This window comes from Rhodococcus opacus (assembly GCF_012396235.1).
Lineage (GTDB): Bacteria > Actinomycetota > Actinomycetes > Mycobacteriales > Mycobacteriaceae > Rhodococcus_F > Rhodococcus_F opacus.
Window position 1 is genome coordinate 118,947 of sequence record NZ_JAAXPA010000006.1, and the last position, 14,983, is coordinate 133,929.

Genomic DNA, 14,983 nt, shown 5'->3' on the forward strand with positions numbered 1-14,983 from the left:
TAGCCTCTTCGCGATCGAGCCCTCAGTTCAACGGTAAGCGCAGGTCGACGGCAATGCCACCCGCAATTTCCGGCGGGGTACCGTTCAACGAATGACCAACCTTGATCACGGAGATCCCGGTGACGCCCCGACCGTGCCGCCGCCGCTGGAGGAGGTCGTCAATCCGGCCCGCCCGTCCGCTGCCGAGGAGGCCCGGACGGTCGCGGCCACGACGAACGTAGGCACCCTCGCGAGCCTGACCAGGGACGGCGACCCGTGGGCGTCGTTCGTCACCTACGGTCTGCTCGACGGCTCGCCAGTGCTGTGTGTGTCGCAGATGGCCGAGCACGGCCGCAACCTCGCGCACGATCCTCGCGCCAGCATCGCGATCGTCGCGCCGAACCCGCCCGCCGATCCACTGGCCAGCACCCGCATCACCCTCGCCGGGTACGTCTATCGCCCGGAAGGCGACGAGCTCGCCGCCGCGCGGGAGGCGCACCTGGCGGCCGTCCCGGCGGCGCACGTCTACATCGACTTCAGCGACTTCTCGCTCTGGGTGCTGCGGGTGCAGCGTGTGCGCTGGGTCGGCGGTTACGGGCGAATGGACTCGGCGAGCGAAGAGTCCTACGCCGCCGCGACAGCAGACCCCGTAACCCCGCATGCCGGCCCGGCGATCGAGCACCTCAACGCCGACCACGCGGACGCCCTGCGCGCCATGGCCCAGGCGCTCGGTGGATTCCCCGATGCGAAGACGGTCACCTGTGAGGGCGCCGATCGCTACGGACTGGACCTGCGGGTCATCACCCCCCGCGGCGTGGCCGTGACCCGCGTCGGATACGCAGAGCCACTCGACTCCGCCGACCAGTTGCGCGCGGCGACAGTCGCTTTGACAGATCAGGCCCGGGCACTCACCGGTCGGTGAGCACGTAACAGCTGGGGCGACGACCTCCCCGACCGACCAGCCCGGATGAGAGCGGCGAGCTTCGTGCTCGCCGCTCTCGGGACCAGCCTGCGCGCAACACCTCGGGTGCGAGTCGGGCACCGAGCGGGCGTCCGGCGAAATCCAGGTGACCGGTGACGGCCGACTGCAGCAGCCGATAGGTGTCGGTTCCGACGGCGCCGAGCCCGGTGACCAGTGCAAGTTTCGTCACCGGCATCTGCGCCAAGTCGCGCAGCGCGGCTGCCAGGGTGACGTCGCGGGCCTGGCGTTCGTTGACCTTCCGCGAGCTCATCACATAGATCCGGCTGGTCGCCTCCAATCGCGCGACCTCGGCGACTATCTTCGGTGCCAGCTTCTTCCCGACGCCGGTCATTGAATGCAGGAGTGCCCGGCGGGCGGAGCACCTTCATCTGCTTCCGCAGAGCCGCGAGGTCGCCGGACGCGACCATCACCGCACACAGGGCGTACTCGCCCCGCTTCGATTCGTCGATGAACGCATGCACGCGGAGAAGCCCCCGTGCGCGACACCTTTCGCACGCTACGCCGCGGTGGTCAGCTTCCGCTCTGAGGTGTGGATTCACGCGGGTACTCGATTCGGCGACCAGTCACCAGAGGGTGAGGGGTAACCCGGCCGCTTCCGCGCAGCGGATCCGTTCCTCGATCTCCTCGATGGCTTCGCCACGGGCGAGGCCGGTGCGGATCGCGGCGGCGATGGCGCGGGTCGGCCGGCAGGCCGCGGACATCGGCGAGGATACAGGCGAGGTTGCGGCGGCGCAGGTGGTATTCGGTGCGGTTGACGGCGTTGGTCCCCAACCGCATGTGCGCGGGTTTGTGCAGCCGGCGAAGTCGCATTGGTGGCATTGACGTCTCATACGTGGTCCGGACAGAGAAGATCCTTGACGTCAAGGATCTTCGCCGAGACCTTCCAGCCCACGGCGCCGATGCGAGGCGGCATCGACCCCCAAGCCCGTCGCCACCGCTTGGGCCGGGCACCGGGCCCGCGTCGAGCTCGCGGAGACCATCGCAAGATTTCATTCAGAATCCGACAAGCGACATCCCAGATCCTTTTCGTACCCGCAAAAGCTCTCACAGAAAAGGACCCGCCATGTTCCCCAAGACCGTCAAGTCCGCCGCTCGCGTCGCCACCGCCACACCGGCGCCCCGAATCACCGGTTCGATCATGAAACACACCGGCCTTCGCGCCGCGATGTGTGTCGGCGCTACGGTTCCCCTGGTACTGCTCGGTCACGGGATAGCCTCGGCCGCAACTATTGAGGTCTATGGGGGCGCCGACGAGGTCGAAGTGTATGTAACCGACGGTACGCCCGGGGAGAACTGCCTGGTCACCGACAACGGCTACACCTTTGGTGACGTGGTGGATGATGCGGGGTTTCTGGCTATCTTTATTCCAGCTGAGCCCGGCGACCACCAGGTGACTCTGGCGTGCGACAGCAGCGGGGGCTACGGCAAATGGGTCACGGTCGCACCCACCGGCCCCGGTCCGGGACCAGCCCCAGCACCCGCCCCCGGACCCGCCCAGGGCTACTACGCCAACATCTATGGCGGCCCCGGCGGTGCCGACATATTCATTACGGGCGCCGCGCCCGGGGAGACATGCATAGCCACCACCGATGCGAACGAGGCACTCTTCCTCGACGGAGTGGTGGATGGCACCGGCTCTCTCACTCTGTATTTCGGTACTCCTCCCGGCGACCAGACCGTGACTGTGGTGTGCGACAGCAGTGGAGCCGTCGCCCAATCGATCACGGTCACCTGACAGGTGGCATCACCAGATTCTGGTGTGCAGTCGGTCACCCATATCCCCGCCGACGCCTTCGTCGCCGAACACGATGTCCTTGCCTGACTGTCCGCCCGCAGCGACGGGTTGCCGGGAGGCGTTCGTCCAGTACGTCGAGTACCTCGCCGCAAAGTCCGGTGAACGCGTCACCCCGCCGGCGTCGTTGAAGCAGGAATCAGGGAAATCAGGGATAAGGCGCGGTCAACGGGACCGTGGGGACCCCCGTTGACCGGGTTGTCGCTTCCCTTCTGCGCAAGCCGGACAGCCACCGGGTCTCGTGAGGCCCGGTTTTCGGGGGTATCGTTGACGAAAATCCGGCGACATGGTCGACGGCGGTGCACCATGAGCGACGATCCGGGTACGCCAGGCAGTCCGCACTGGCAACCCCGCGGCCCCGAGTGGCAACCTCAGGGCCAACAGTGGCAACCGCACGCCCAACAATGGCCGCCCGCCGATGGGCCGCCCCCGGGGCCGCCGGGTCCTCCACCTCCGCGTTCGCGGGGCGGTGGCCGTTGGCCTCTGCTGTTCGGGTTGCTCGCCGCCGTGCTGATCGGAGTGCTCGTCGGCGGCTATCTCTTGTTCGTGAGGGGCGACGCGGATGAGGGTGAGGTGTTGCTCGAGGCGGCCGCATCCGAGGGGCCGTTTCCGTGGACGCCGCCGGTGGTGCCCCCCGATGCGCCGACCACGCTGCCGGAGTCGATGCCGACGGTGGCTGCCGGTGCGCCGGATCCGGGCCGGCCCGGATTGATCGCCGTGCCGGGCGACCGAACCGGAATCTACGGTGGCTCCCTCGAGTTGTCGGTCTGCGACAAGCCGAAACTGATCGGATTCCTCGAACAGAATCCGGGGCAGCGGGCCGCGTTCGGCGAGGTGTTGGGTGTTTCCGACGTCCGCGCCTATGTCGAGTCGCTCACGTCGGTGATTCTCGGTTCCGATACCCGGGTGACGAATCACGGGTACGAGAATGGCCGACCGACCGCGCTGCAGTCCGTGCTGCAGGCCGGGACGGCAGTCCTCGTCGACGACCGCGGTGTGCCGCGGGTTCGGTGCCAGTGCGGGAACCCGCTGTTGCCGCCGCAGCCCACCAAAGCAGCCCCGACGTACAGCGGGCAGCGGTGGCCGGGTTTCGCGCCGGACAAGATCATCGTCGTGCAGCCCGCACCCGCGCCGGTTACCCAGTTCACGGTCATCAACGTTGTCACCGGGGCTCCTGTGGTGATCAACGTCGGCAGCGGGACACCGCAGCAACCGACGACGACGCGGACGAGGACGCCGACCACGACGGTGCCACCCCCACCGCCGCGGACGACGGTCGCGCCACCGCCACCGCTCCGGACGACGGTCGCGCCACCGCCACCGCTCCGGACGACGGTCGCGCCACGCCCACCGCTCCAAACCACGGTCGCGCCACCGCCGCCGCGGACCACGGTGGCGCCACCCCCGCGAACGCAGCCGCCGACAACGCAGGCGCTGCCGCCCGCCGACTGGAGTACGACCGCCGAGGCTTTCCGGGGTCAGGACGGAGGACGAGCGTCGTTCGAGTGCCCGCCGGGTGGAGCGTTCGGCACCGTGTGGGGCTCGGGCACCTACACGGATGATTCCAGCGTGTGCACGGCTGGTGTGCATGCGGGAGTGATTTCCCAGCGGGGCGGCGGCGTGGTGGTCATCGTGATCTCCCCGGGCCTCAGCTCGTATGAAGGTTCGACATCGAACGGCGTCACGTCCGTGGGTTATGGAAGCTGGTATGGCTCGTTCCAAGTCGTCGGTGGCGGTTGACCGTGACCGGTCGGGACGGACGGCATCAAGGGTCGCCCGGCAGTCGTAGGACCGTGTTGCCCTCGGTGACGTAGAGGTCTCCGGTGGCCCTGACCGCTACCCAGATCGGGCGGTGCAGCCCGGTGAACGGCACCACAGTGGCGGTGTCCGCACCCGCTCGAAGTTCGGCAACGCGACCGTTTCGGTAGTCGGCGACGAACACATCGCCCGTGGAATCAACCGCCACACCGGTGGGGGACGCCAGCTCTGTGAACGGCAGCACGGTCTGGTCGGTGCCGCCGGCGGGAAGGAAGAGCACGCGGTTGTTGTCGGTATCGGTGACGAATACGTCTTCACTGGAGTTGACCGCCACGCCGACCGGTCCGTGCAGGTCGGTGAACGGCAGCACCTGTTGGCTCGCGGCGCCGGCGGGCAGCGCGACAATCCTGTTGTTGTTGTTATCGGCGACGAAAAGGTGTCCGGCGTCGCTGACCGCCACTCCGGCGGGCCCGGCCAGGTCGGTGAACGGGAGCACCGTCTGGGTTGTGGCTCCGGCATCGAGTTTCAGCACCCGATTGTTCTTCGTGTCGGCGACGAAGACGTCGCCGGCGTCATTGGTCGCGACCCCCGCGGGGTGGTCGAGATCGGTGAACGGGAGGACGTCCTGGGCGTCGGAGTCAGCGGCCAGCTTGAGGATGCGATTGTTGTTGGTGTCGGCGACGAGAAGATCTCCGGCAGTGTTGACGGCCACCCCGACGGGAGAGTTGAGGCCACTGAACGGCAACGTGGTCTGCGTCGATGACCGGTTGCCCCAATACACGAACGCCACTGCGGCACCGACGGCCAAGACTGTGAGGAAGGCGAGCGCAAGCAGAACACGCGCCGGATTTCGCCGACGCGGAACGCTGAACATCTGCGGCGGGGGCGGTTGCGGTACCGGCCGGGGCGGCGGCCGCCCATGCGGTGGTGAGGTGGGCTGCCGAGTCGTCTGGGCATGGGGTGCGCCGTGCATTGTCGTCTGCGACCGCAAACTGGTGGGCTGGGCCGTGTGCGAGGACTGCGCGTTCGACAGGGCAAGCTGAACGCCGGCCGCGAGTGCGCGGCAGGTCGGCAGCCGGTCTTCACGCCGCTTCGCCAAAGCGGCGGAGACGATGTCGTCGATGGCCGGCGGAAGATCACCGCGCACAGCACTGATCCGCGGTACGGGTGCACTGAGATGACCGCGCATGACCTCCTGGGTGCTTCCGGTGAACGGTGGGCGGCCGGTGAGCAGGCAAAATAGGGTGCAGCCCAACGAGTACACGTCTGCGCGGGGGTCGAGTGGGATGCCTTGGAAAGCCTCGGGCGCCGAGTACTGCAGGGTGGCCACCAGCGACCCGGTTTTGGTCAGGTGCTGTGTCTCGTCGAGGGCCTTGGCGATACCGAAATCGGTGAGCAGTACCCGCTCGGGTTGCTCGGCGCCGGACGTGCCCAACAGAATGTTCGCCGGTTTGACGTCGCGGTGCAGCACGCCGTTCTCGTGTGCATAGTCCAGGGCCTTCGCCGTTTCGGCGATGATGTGCACGGCGCGCGATGGGTCCATCGGACCCTCACGCAGCGCCACCGCGGCATCGGTTCCGGCAACGTATTGCATCGCAATCCAGTGTTGATGTGCTTCCCGGCCTCGGTCGAAGACGGACACGATGTTCGGGTGTTCCAGGCGCGCCGCGTGGTCGGCCTCGAGCTCGAAGCGGGAGCGGAAGCAGTCGTCGGTGGTCAGGCTGCGGTCCAGCAATTTGAGGGCGGTGTTCCGGGGCAGGTGAGGATCGCGAGCGAGGTACACAGCGCCCATCCCACCGACGCCCAACACACGTTGGATGGTGTAGCCGGCGAACACGTCACCCGGCTCGAGTTCCGCACGACCCATCGGCAACACCGCCTTCGGTCGGACCGCTACGCCGTCTGTGAGCCAATCGGAGTGTATGACTCCGCAGACTCACGGGGCACACTCATGGGGCTGCAGAGTCGGTCGTCCACGCCATCCACCTTCGGCCGCAACGGGCTAGCATCGATTATGTGCCTCCCCTCCCGCTGTGGAAGCGCCTGTATTTGCTCTGCACACGCCCCGACGGCCTGATCGCCGAGTACGACGAACTCGGTGCACTCGTCCGTGCGGGGGTTCTTGCCGAGCTCTACCTGACCGGCGCGGTACCGATCGCAAGGCCGCGCGGTCATCGAGTCCACCCCGGTGCTTCCGGGCGCGCTGGAGCAACATCTGATCACGCAGATCTCCGCCTCATGCCCGCGCACCTGGGAACACTGGATCGGCACCGACCCGCGGCCCACCGAGAGGCTGGCCCGGGACCAACTCGTGGGCGACCACGAAACGGCGCCGGGCCCTCGGCATGGTCCCCTATACGAGTTACCGGGCGTCCGACCTGGAGTTGACGGCACGGCTGCGGGCGGCGGTCGAGGACACATTGCGCGCGGCCAAAGCCGACGAGCCCGACCACGACGCCATCACACGCGTCGCGCAGGGCGCCCTGTCGATGCTGCCGGACGATGCCAAGTCCCTCCCCCGCAAACAGCAGCGTGAACTGCTGGCCGAACTCCGCGAGCGGGCCGAGTCCAGCCTTCGCGCCTCCCATCCGCGCGGTCAGGGATGCGCGGTCACCGACACGGACGCCGTGTACGCCGCCCTGGCAACGCGAATCCCTTACCGCTGCAAACACTTCCAACTTAAAGGTGACTACGACGACCAAATCGTGTCCTTCTCGAAACGAATCGGTCCGATCGTCCCGGCGTTGTCGTCGGCATTGCGCACCATGAAGTGGACGCGCGCCGCCAGTTTCACTTAGGCCGCCAGTTTCACTTAGACCGACCCGGCCGAGCGGGACATCCGACCCGGGTCGGATCGGCTCGGGATCCTCCGAGACCGTCGAGTCCGCGGAGCCGAGGCGGCATCACACCCGAACCCGTCGATGCAGCGGTCCTCCCGCTGTGACCGGCGCCAGGCCGCGTCGAGCTCGCGGAGACCATCACAAGATTTCGTTCAGAATCCGACAAGCGACATCCCAGATCCTTTTCATACCAGCCAATGGCAACTCAAAGAAAAGGACCCGCCATGTTCCCCAAGACCGTCAAGTCCGTCAAGTCCGCCGCTCGCGTCGCCGCCGTCACCGCCGTGCTCGGCGTCGCCGCCATGGGTGGGGTCGGGGTCGCCAACGCCACCAGCTATGCGCCGGAGGAGGTCTACCTCACCGCCCTCGACGAAGAAGGCATCCCCTACGACTCGGCCTACTACGCGGTGGCGCTGGGCTACGCGGTCTGCGGGGACTTCGAGAGCGGCTACGACTTCTACGACATCGGACTGGATTTCCTGAGCGAGTCCTCCCACTCGCCGTACGAGGCGGGCTTCATCATCGCCGACGCCGTGACGGTGTACTGCCCGCAATACACCTACGCGCTCCCGGCCTGATTCACCCGCCACACGCCCCACCGAGTCGGTTGCCGCACCCGAGACGAACCGGTCGGTGGGGTGTGCCCGTCGGTGCGGTCCCCACGGTGGCTCCGCGACCGGCACCCGGAGCGTCTGGGCCCGGTGGTGATGCCGACGAGGCGGAACATCGGTCGGTAGCACGACGACGCACGTGTCGGGGGTGGGGAGGCGCTGCGCTATTCGACCACGATCTGGAATTCGAGCTCGGTGTCGCCGATCCGAATGATGTCACCATCGACGAGCCAGACGCTGTCGACGACGCGGTTGCCGCCCACGTATACACCGTTCGAGGAACGCAGGTCCCGCAACACGAAGTTCATCCCGGTATCCACGATGATCGCGTGGTGGCGACTGACCTTGCCCTGAGCGAGCACGATGTCGTTGTCGGGCATCCGGCCGATCCTGACCCCCGCCGATCCGATCCGAAAGACACGGCCCTGACGATCCCGCAGCTGCGCGGCCAGGGCGCGTTCGAGCGTCTCGAGGACGGTGACCGTATGGGCGGCGGTCGCCAGCGCGGTCTCGGCCACCGCCAATGATTCCTGCCGCAGGATGCGGCCCTCCAGTTCTAGCAGGTCACGGCCCGGATCGATGCCGAGTTCCTCGGCCAGGTTCGAGCGCAGCCGGCGACACGCCTCGAGGGCGTCGGACTGCCGGCCACACACATACAGCGCGGTGATCAGCTGACCCCACAACGGCTCGCGATGCGGGTAGACGGACGCGAGGGACACCAACTCGGGAATCACCGCCTCGGCTCGTCCGCACGCGATCTCGGCTTCCGCGCGGGCGGCGAGGGCCGACACCTTCTCCTCCTCGATCGCGGCGGCAAACGTCTCGGCGAACTCCAGATCCCGGAGATCGTCGAGTGCCGGGCCCTTCCACTCGGCGAGCGCGGCGGCCAGGTGCCCGCTCGCCTCCTCGAATCGCCGCGCGGCGGCGGCCTGGATCCCGGCCCTCTTCTCGGCGAGGAATCGTCCCAGATCACAACCCTGGTCCGGCACGATGAGCCGGTACCCCGGCGGCGCGCTGGCCAGCACCGCCCGGGCATCGATCCCGGCATGGCGCAGAATTCGACGCAGATTCGAGATGAACACCTGCAGGCTCGCCCGGGCCTCGGGTGGCGGCCGATGATTCCACACCCGGTCGGCGAGCGCGTCGGCGGACACCGGGTGGTTGCGGTTGATGATCAGGGCCGCGAGGACGGCACGCTGCTTGGGGCCACCCAGCGGTGGGGCGATCCCGTCGATCGTCATCTGCACCGGTCCGAGCACGTCGAAGTGCAGTCCCGTCCCGGGCTGTGTGCCGTCCACTACACCGATGACCCTACCCCGGTGGCCCCTCCGGTGCCGTCCCGTCGTCGGGGACCGTCGCGGCGCTGACACAAAGCCTGTCCGCCCTGACCCGCGGACAACGGTTGGCTGATGCCCTGACGTGGTCGGTGTTGACTGAGGTCGGCGAGGCATCCGGGTGAGGTGGTGACGGCATGGGCGAGCACGGCATCTTGAGGCCGGGGGAGGTGTTCGCCGGGTACACCATCGAACGCGTGCTGGGGGTCGGGGGATGGGCACCGTGTATGCGGCGGCGCATCCGCGGTTGCCGCGGCGGATCGCCCTGAAGGTGCTGCACCCGGCCCTCGCCGAGGACGACGACGCCCGCGCCCGGTTCGAGCGGGAGGCCGACCACGCGGCCCGGCTCGAGCACCCGAACATCGTCGCGGTGTACGACCGCGGCCGGGAGGGCGACCGGTTGTGGATCGCGATGCAATACGTCGAGGGCACCGACGCCGCGACCGCCGGCGAGGGTGGTCCCCTCGATTCGGCGGCGAACATCCTCGTCGAACACCCCCGGCCGGGTCACCGGGGTGATCCCGGGCGGGTGCTGCTCGCCGATTTCGGGATCGCCAAGGCGCTCGAGCAGACCCAGCACGTGACCAAAACCTGGATGTTGGTGGCGACCCTGCAGTACGCGGCGCCGGAACAGTTCGCGAACCTCCCGTTGGATGCCCGGGCCGATGTGTACTCGCTGGGTTGCACCCTGTTCCGGCTGCTGACCGGCCAGCAGCCGTATCCCGGATCGCCCCTGGCCCCGCTGATGGCCGGCCACCTGAACTCGCCGATCCCCCGACCCGCCGCCCTTCGGGCGGGCCTGCCAGCCGGGTTCGACGAGGTCATCGCGCGGGCGTTGGCCAAGGACCGGGAGGAACGCTACCCCAGCTGCGGGGCCCTGGCGGCGGCCGCGCAGCACGCACTCGGGCCGGCGGAGGCCGTCATCCCGACGCGGTGGAGGCCGACATCCCGACGGTGCGGGAGGAACCGGAGACGGACCGCCCGGCACCCGCACCCGTCAAGCCCGAACCGTCCCCCCGGCCCGCCGCCCCGCCCGCGCCATGGCAGGAGGAAGAAACCCAGCGCGCACCCCATGCCGCACCGCCCGAACTGGCCGGGGCCGCCGACTCCACCCTCGACCGGCTCTGGCACCCGCCCGCGCAAGTCCGCTGGTGGCGCGGGACGTCCACTATGGTGATCGCCGGGCTCCTGACCCTCCTGGCGGTGGTCGCCGTCGGAGTGGTCGTGTACAAACAGACCCGGACCCCCACCCATACCGAGAGCGCGACCCAGACCGAGAGCGCGACCCAGACCCAGACCACCCTCCCGTTCACCGGCCTCAATGCCCCCACGGGGGTGGCGGTGGACGCGGCGGGCAACGTGTTCATCGCCGACTCCGACAACGGCCGGGTGTTGAAGCTGGCGGCCGGGTCGAACTCGCAGACCGAGCTGTTCACCGGCTTCGACCACCCCCGGGGGGGTGGCGGTGGACGCGAGAGAAAACGTGTACGTCGCCGACAGCGACAACAACCGGGTGCTGAAGCTGGCCGCCGGGTCGACCACCCACGTCGAGCTGCCCTTCACCGGCCTCCTCGGCCCCGAAGGGGTGGCGGTGGACACCGCGGGAAACGTGTACGTCACCGCACCGCCAACGGCGGCCGGGTGTTGAAGCTGGCGGCCGGGTAGACAGGTGAGCTTGCCGCAACCTGGTTCCTAGGTCTCGCTGCCGGGACATTTGAGACGCTGCGACCTCCCTCGACTCGTTCAGAGTCGATCTACCACAGGGCCAGGGGTAAGCCCTCGTCCTCGGCGCCGTGGATCCGGGGTTTCGATTGCCTCGGCATCCGCCGAGCGCGAGTCCGGTGCGGATGACGGCGGCGACCGCGCGGATGCGGCCGGCGGGGCCGCGGACGTCGGCGAGGGGGCTGGTCAGGTTGCGCCGGCGCAGGTTGTATTCGGTGCGGTCGTCGGCGTTGGTGCCCAACCGCATGTGCGCGGGGTTGGTGCAGCCGGCGAAGTCGGATTGGTGGCACAGCACCGTGTCGTCGGCCCCGGACCACCCCAGCCGCGGGATGATCCCGTATTCGAGCTGGTACGCGAACAGGTGCGCGGGGACGATGCCGCGGCGGGACGGGCCGGGCAGGCCGGCCGGCCGGAAGGAGCCGTGCCCGGCGGACGAGACACTGCCGAGACAACCGTGCCCCGACGACCCGGGCGTGTCAGTAGGTCTTCGCTTCGAACCGCGCCACGACCGCGGGGTCGTCGAGCCAGGGCCGGTCACAGCCGTTCGGGGTCCCGGATCGGTAGCGGCTGGCCGATCAGGGCGAGTTGCTCGACCTCGCGGCCCGTCGTGGAGGCGGGCATCCCGGGCAGCATCGGCGCGGCGGTGACCATGAGGTACCTCCGGTCTCGGGCTCGTCGGTGCTGTTACCGGTGAGGCCAAGGGGAGGTCCCGACACAAAACATCGGGTGAAGACCCTGAGCCGCAGGTGATGTCACTGGGGCGGGTGTGCGATGCGCGCGGCGTGGTAGTCGGCGTGGTCGCGGGCGGCGAGTGCACTCCACCGGGTCGCGGCACTGACGGAGATGCCGAGGAGGTCGGCGAGCACCGGCGCGGGCAGGTCGACGGCCAGTGCCCCAGCGCCGCCCCACGGGCGGACCGCACCGCGAACCCGGCCGTGCAGCAGGAGGGTAAGCCGACCGGGATCGAGCACGTCCGCGACCTGTTCGGTGAACTCCTCGAGGTCGCATCGTGCAGCCGCGCCGCAAGGACTGCGGCGAGGTCGGCGACCGCCTCCTGCCGCTTCTCGGTGTCGGCGCGGGGGGTCACAGTCGCCGGGGCAGTCGGATGGTGTTGCGCCGCACGGGCGGCGGCGGTGCCGCGGCATGGGAGCCGGGGCCTTCTTGTGAACCGGTTCCTCGGTAACAGCAACTTCGATGAGGTCCTCGACTCCGACGTCGAAGATGTCGCACAGTGCGGCGAGGGTCTCTAGGCTCAGCCGTTGCGGGGTTTTGGTGACGAGGCGGTAGACCTGTTCGCGGGACAGGTGCACCCCGCGCTCGGCGAGGAGGGGAACGAGATCGGTGGTGGCGAACATGTCGTGTTCGGCCATGACATTGCGCAGGTGCCAACGGCAGCCCAGTTTCTTGGTCACGTCTGCCCCCAGAGGTCGGGAAGTTTCGCCAGCGATCGTTGCAGCAGCCGGTTGCGGTACTCGTCGGAGACCCCGGTGTAGATCGCGGTCGACGCCGCGTAGGAATGTCTCACCTGGGCGGAGACGAACTTCTCCGGATAGTCGAACTCGACGAGGTGGGTGATTAGGAGTGCCGCAGGAAATGCAGATCCAGGGACGGGTCGAGGCCGGCGGCGCGGGCGGCGGTGAAGGCGTCGTTGATCCGGCGCAGCGACATCCGGTCGGCGCGTTCGGTCACCCACCGCCGGATGACTGTCGGCGCCGAAGCGCGACCGTACCTCGCTGCACCACTGTTCGAGCACGGGCACGATCCAGTCCATCTCCGGGACGGTGAGAACCCGTGCGGCGTTTCGGTGGGCTGCCGCGGGAGGACTTGCCCCAGCGCACGAACAGCGCACCGAACCGGCCGAACCGGCCGAACCGTCGGGTTGTGCCGCAGGTCGGCCAGGTCCAGACCCCAGGCTTCGCGACGACGAATCCCGAACGCGTAGATCGTCTTGAGCAGGGCGGCATCCCGCATCGCGGCCGTCACACCCTTGCGGTGGTGCGCGCGGATCTGTTCGACGCGAGCGTCGGCGGCGTCGAACAGGGCGTGGATCTCGTCATAGGTCAGCGGCCGCCGGTGCGGATTGCCCTCGTGTTCGGTGACGTGCACGATCGAGTTCGACTCGTGCAGCAGTTGTGTCGGTGTCACACCGAAGCGCTCCCGGCATTCCGGCGGCCATCCGTAGCGGGGATCGGTGACAAATGCGAGGAACTGTCGCAGCGAGATCTCGTAAATCCACGCCGTCGACACCACGATCGATTTCGCACCCTGGCGGCGGCTGGTGATGAATGTCCTCGATGTCCGCACACTGCCAGTTCTACGGATAGTCGTTGGTGAATTCGGCAAGCCACCGCAGCAACGTCTGCCGCGACTCGATCATCGCGGGCTGGAGGAACCGGGCGCGTTGCTGCACCGCCCACCCGTCCAACATCGCATCGAACACCGCCGTCTCCGGATCCAGATGCGCGACGCCGTCTGCGAGGACGCGGTGGGCGACACCGGGGCGGTCCGCCGTGTCGGCCACGATGCATAGGATGCATCATTGCGGCGTGTAAGGCAACACCCGAAATGCAAGGTCGAACGGCCACAACGCCATTGGGTTCCTCGCCTAGAACCCGAGCAAGTACGCTGCGACTGCGTCCTACTTCGCAGCGCGTCGAGTGCGTCATCGAATGCAATTCCGCCTAGTTCGGTCAGTAGTAGTTTGGCGATGTGGATACCAAGTGGCAGGACTCCAAGGCCGTGTCGTCGATGCTCGACGACTGGGACACGTGGGCAGTTGTCGGGCTCTCCGGCAATCCCGACCGGACGGCGTACCGGATCGCGGAGCTGTTGCAGCGCCGCGGGAAACGCATCGTCCCGATCCATCCTGACGCCCCGACGGTGCTCGGCGAGCAGGGCTACGCCACCCTCGCGGACGTCCCGTTCGCCATTGACGTCGTCGATGTCTTCCGCAAGTCCGAGGCCGCCGGCGAGTTTGCGGACCAGGCCGTCGAGATCGGTGCGAAGGGTGTCTGGTTCCAATTGGGCGTCATCGACGAGGCCGCCTTCCAGCGAACGATCGCAACGGGCGTCGCGATGGTGATGGACACCTGCCCAGCGATCGAGTGGAGTGCACGGGATTCAGCGTGACCATGGTCGGGCTGTAGTCCGCCGCGCGCGACTGCCGCTACTCTGGACCGAAATCGTGCAAATCGGACAACGGTCTGACGCGAGCCGCTCAGCCAATCGGAAGGTTCCCACCTGTGGCCATCGACTACACCCGACGCCCCTCCACTCCTGCCGCACCGCAGGACGGAGTCAACCTGAGCAAGGTGACCCTGTCGAAGGCCGCGCCTTCCGTCAGCCTCACGAAGTCGGGTGAGCGACAGGGCGCGATGCGGGTCAACCTCAACTGGTCGACGGGCGCGACACCGCAACCGAAGAAGACCGGCTTCTTCGCGAAGCTCGCGGCAGCCGCGGGCGGCACCAACGGCATCGACCTGGACCTCGGCTGCCTCTACGAACTGGCCGACGGGTCGAAGGGTGTGGTCCAGGCACTCGGCAACAGTTTCGGATCGCTGCAGGACCCGCCATTCGTCAAGCTCGACGCCGACGACCGCACCGGCACCGTGACCGGGGGCGAGAATATGCATATCAATCTCGACCGACCGGAGATGTTCAAGCGGATCCTCATCTTCGCGATGATCTACGACGGCGCACCCAACTGGGCGGCCGTGGACGGCGTCGTCACCCTCTACCCGACCAGCGGCCCCGAGGTGGAGGTACGACTGGACTCGTCGAACAGCTCCGCTCGCATCTGCGCCATCGCGATGTTGCAGAACACCGGGCAGGGCATCACCGTCACCCGCGAGGTGAAGTACATCGAGGGCAGCCAGGCCGATCTCGACAAGACCTACAGCTGGGGCATGAAGTGGGCGGCCGGCCGCAAGTAACGGCGCCTGCGGCGGCAGACGTTGGCGCCTCAT

General features: G+C 68.0%; 12 protein-coding genes and 3 pseudogenes. 8 read left to right on the top strand and 7 right to left on the bottom strand.

Annotated elements, in window-relative coordinates:
* The first annotated feature begins 91 nt into the window (after positions 1-91).
* On the top strand, positions 92-901 hold the full coding sequence (locus tag HGB39_RS09860) for a HugZ family pyridoxamine 5'-phosphate oxidase (RefSeq protein ID WP_064079918.1): 810 nt from the start codon (positions 92-94) through the stop codon (positions 899-901).
* On the opposite strand, the gene HGB39_RS09865 is transcribed toward HGB39_RS09860, so the two are convergent.
* Both HGB39_RS09865 and HGB39_RS39835 read right to left on the bottom strand, forming a co-directional pair.
* Complete coding sequence (locus HGB39_RS09865; protein ID WP_005561924.1) at positions 888-1,292, bottom strand: hypothetical protein; 405 nt, start codon at positions 1,290-1,292, stop codon at positions 888-890. The genes HGB39_RS09860 and HGB39_RS09865 overlap by 14 nt on opposite strands.
* 232 nt (positions 1,293-1,524) lie before the next feature.
* The gene (locus tag HGB39_RS39835) at positions 1,525-1,662 is read right to left on the bottom strand and encodes a hypothetical protein (protein WP_005561925.1); all 138 of its coding nucleotides are present in this window, start codon (positions 1,660-1,662) and stop codon (positions 1,525-1,527) included.
* 362 nt (positions 1,663-2,024) lie between these two features.
* Here HGB39_RS39835 and HGB39_RS09875 point away from each other — a divergent pair, with 362 nt between their 5' ends.
* Both HGB39_RS09875 and HGB39_RS09880 read left to right on the top strand, forming a co-directional pair.
* Positions 2,025-2,696 carry a hypothetical protein gene (locus HGB39_RS09875; protein ID WP_005561927.1) on the top strand — a complete coding sequence of 224 codons (672 nt, stop codon included), beginning with the start codon at positions 2,025-2,027 and terminating at the stop codon, positions 2,694-2,696.
* Between the two features lie 552 nt (positions 2,697-3,248).
* On the top strand, positions 3,249-4,493 hold the full coding sequence (locus HGB39_RS09880) for an LCCL domain-containing protein (RefSeq protein ID WP_120661433.1): 1,245 nt from the start codon (positions 3,249-3,251) through the stop codon (positions 4,491-4,493).
* Between the two features lie 25 nt (positions 4,494-4,518).
* Here the strand turns inward: HGB39_RS09880 and HGB39_RS09885 are convergent, their stop codons facing one another.
* A complete protein-coding gene (locus HGB39_RS09885) occupies positions 4,519-6,378 on the bottom strand; it encodes a serine/threonine-protein kinase PknD (protein ID WP_005562629.1) in 1,860 nt (619 codons plus the stop codon).
* A gap of 478 nt (positions 6,379-6,856) precedes the next feature.
* Here HGB39_RS09885 and HGB39_RS09890 point away from each other — a divergent pair, with 478 nt between their 5' ends.
* Both HGB39_RS09890 and HGB39_RS09895 read left to right on the top strand, forming a co-directional pair.
* Positions 6,857-7,309: a hypothetical protein gene (locus tag HGB39_RS09890; protein WP_005562625.1), complete on the top strand. Its 453-nt coding sequence runs from the start codon at positions 6,857-6,859 to the stop codon at positions 7,307-7,309.
* 266 nt (positions 7,310-7,575) lie between these two features.
* Entirely contained in the window at positions 7,576-7,929 is a 354-nt protein-coding gene (locus HGB39_RS09895; RefSeq protein ID WP_005562623.1) for a DUF732 domain-containing protein, read from the top strand.
* Between the two features lie 197 nt (positions 7,930-8,126).
* On the opposite strand, the gene HGB39_RS09900 is transcribed toward HGB39_RS09895, so the two are convergent.
* A complete protein-coding gene (locus HGB39_RS09900; protein ID WP_081276474.1) occupies positions 8,127-9,260 on the bottom strand; it encodes a BTAD domain-containing putative transcriptional regulator in 1,134 nt (377 codons plus the stop codon).
* Positions 9,261-9,825: 565 nt separating this feature from the next.
* On the opposite strand from HGB39_RS09900, the pseudogene HGB39_RS40175 reads away from it, so the two are divergent.
* Positions 9,826-10,917, top strand: a pseudogene (locus HGB39_RS40175) (NHL repeat-containing protein); the annotation flags it as partial.
* Positions 10,918-11,770: 853 nt separating this feature from the next.
* Here the strand turns inward: HGB39_RS40175 and HGB39_RS39840 are convergent.
* From HGB39_RS39840 to HGB39_RS09920, 3 genes and pseudogenes are all read right to left on the bottom strand, one after another.
* Positions 11,771-11,989 carry a hypothetical protein gene (locus HGB39_RS39840; protein ID WP_043788690.1) on the bottom strand — a complete coding sequence of 73 codons (219 nt, stop codon included), beginning with the start codon at positions 11,987-11,989 and terminating at the stop codon, positions 11,771-11,773.
* Between the two features lie 112 nt (positions 11,990-12,101).
* Positions 12,102-12,430 (bottom strand): annotated as a pseudogene (locus tag HGB39_RS39845) (helix-turn-helix domain-containing protein).
* Positions 12,427-13,539, bottom strand: a pseudogene (locus tag HGB39_RS09920) (tyrosine-type recombinase/integrase). Before HGB39_RS09920 ends, HGB39_RS39845 begins: the two co-directional pseudogenes overlap by 4 nt.
* A gap of 188 nt (positions 13,540-13,727) precedes the next feature.
* On the opposite strand from HGB39_RS09920, the gene HGB39_RS09925 reads away from it, so the two are divergent.
* Together HGB39_RS09925 and HGB39_RS09930 are read left to right on the top strand one after the other, a co-directional pair.
* Positions 13,728-14,147: a CoA-binding protein gene (locus HGB39_RS09925; RefSeq protein ID WP_005564543.1), complete on the top strand. Its 420-nt coding sequence runs from the start codon at positions 13,728-13,730 to the stop codon at positions 14,145-14,147.
* Between the two features lie 113 nt (positions 14,148-14,260).
* Positions 14,261-14,950: a TerD family protein gene (locus HGB39_RS09930; protein WP_005564542.1), complete on the top strand. Its 690-nt coding sequence runs from the start codon at positions 14,261-14,263 to the stop codon at positions 14,948-14,950.
* Positions 14,951-14,983 lie beyond the last annotated feature (33 nt).

Excerpts from the sequence above, each read along its gene's own strand:
- HGB39_RS09860 (WP_064079918.1), top strand. The coding sequence starts at position 92 with ATGACCAACCTTGATCACGGAGATCCCGGTGACGCCCCGACCGTGCCG.
- HGB39_RS09865 (WP_005561924.1), bottom strand. The coding sequence starts at position 1,292 with ATGACCGGCGTCGGGAAGAAGCTGGCACCGAAGATAGTCGCCGAGGTC.
- HGB39_RS39835 (WP_005561925.1), bottom strand. The coding sequence starts at position 1,662 with ATGTCCGCGGCCTGCCGGCCGACCCGCGCCATCGCCGCCGCGATCCGC.
- HGB39_RS09875 (WP_005561927.1), top strand. The coding sequence starts at position 2,025 with ATGTTCCCCAAGACCGTCAAGTCCGCCGCTCGCGTCGCCACCGCCACA.
- HGB39_RS09885 (WP_005562629.1), bottom strand. The coding sequence starts at position 6,378 with ATGGGTCGTGCGGAACTCGAGCCGGGTGACGTGTTCGCCGGCTACACC.
- HGB39_RS09890 (WP_005562625.1), top strand. The coding sequence starts at position 6,857 with ATGGTCCCCTATACGAGTTACCGGGCGTCCGACCTGGAGTTGACGGCA.
- HGB39_RS09895 (WP_005562623.1), top strand. The coding sequence starts at position 7,576 with ATGTTCCCCAAGACCGTCAAGTCCGTCAAGTCCGCCGCTCGCGTCGCC.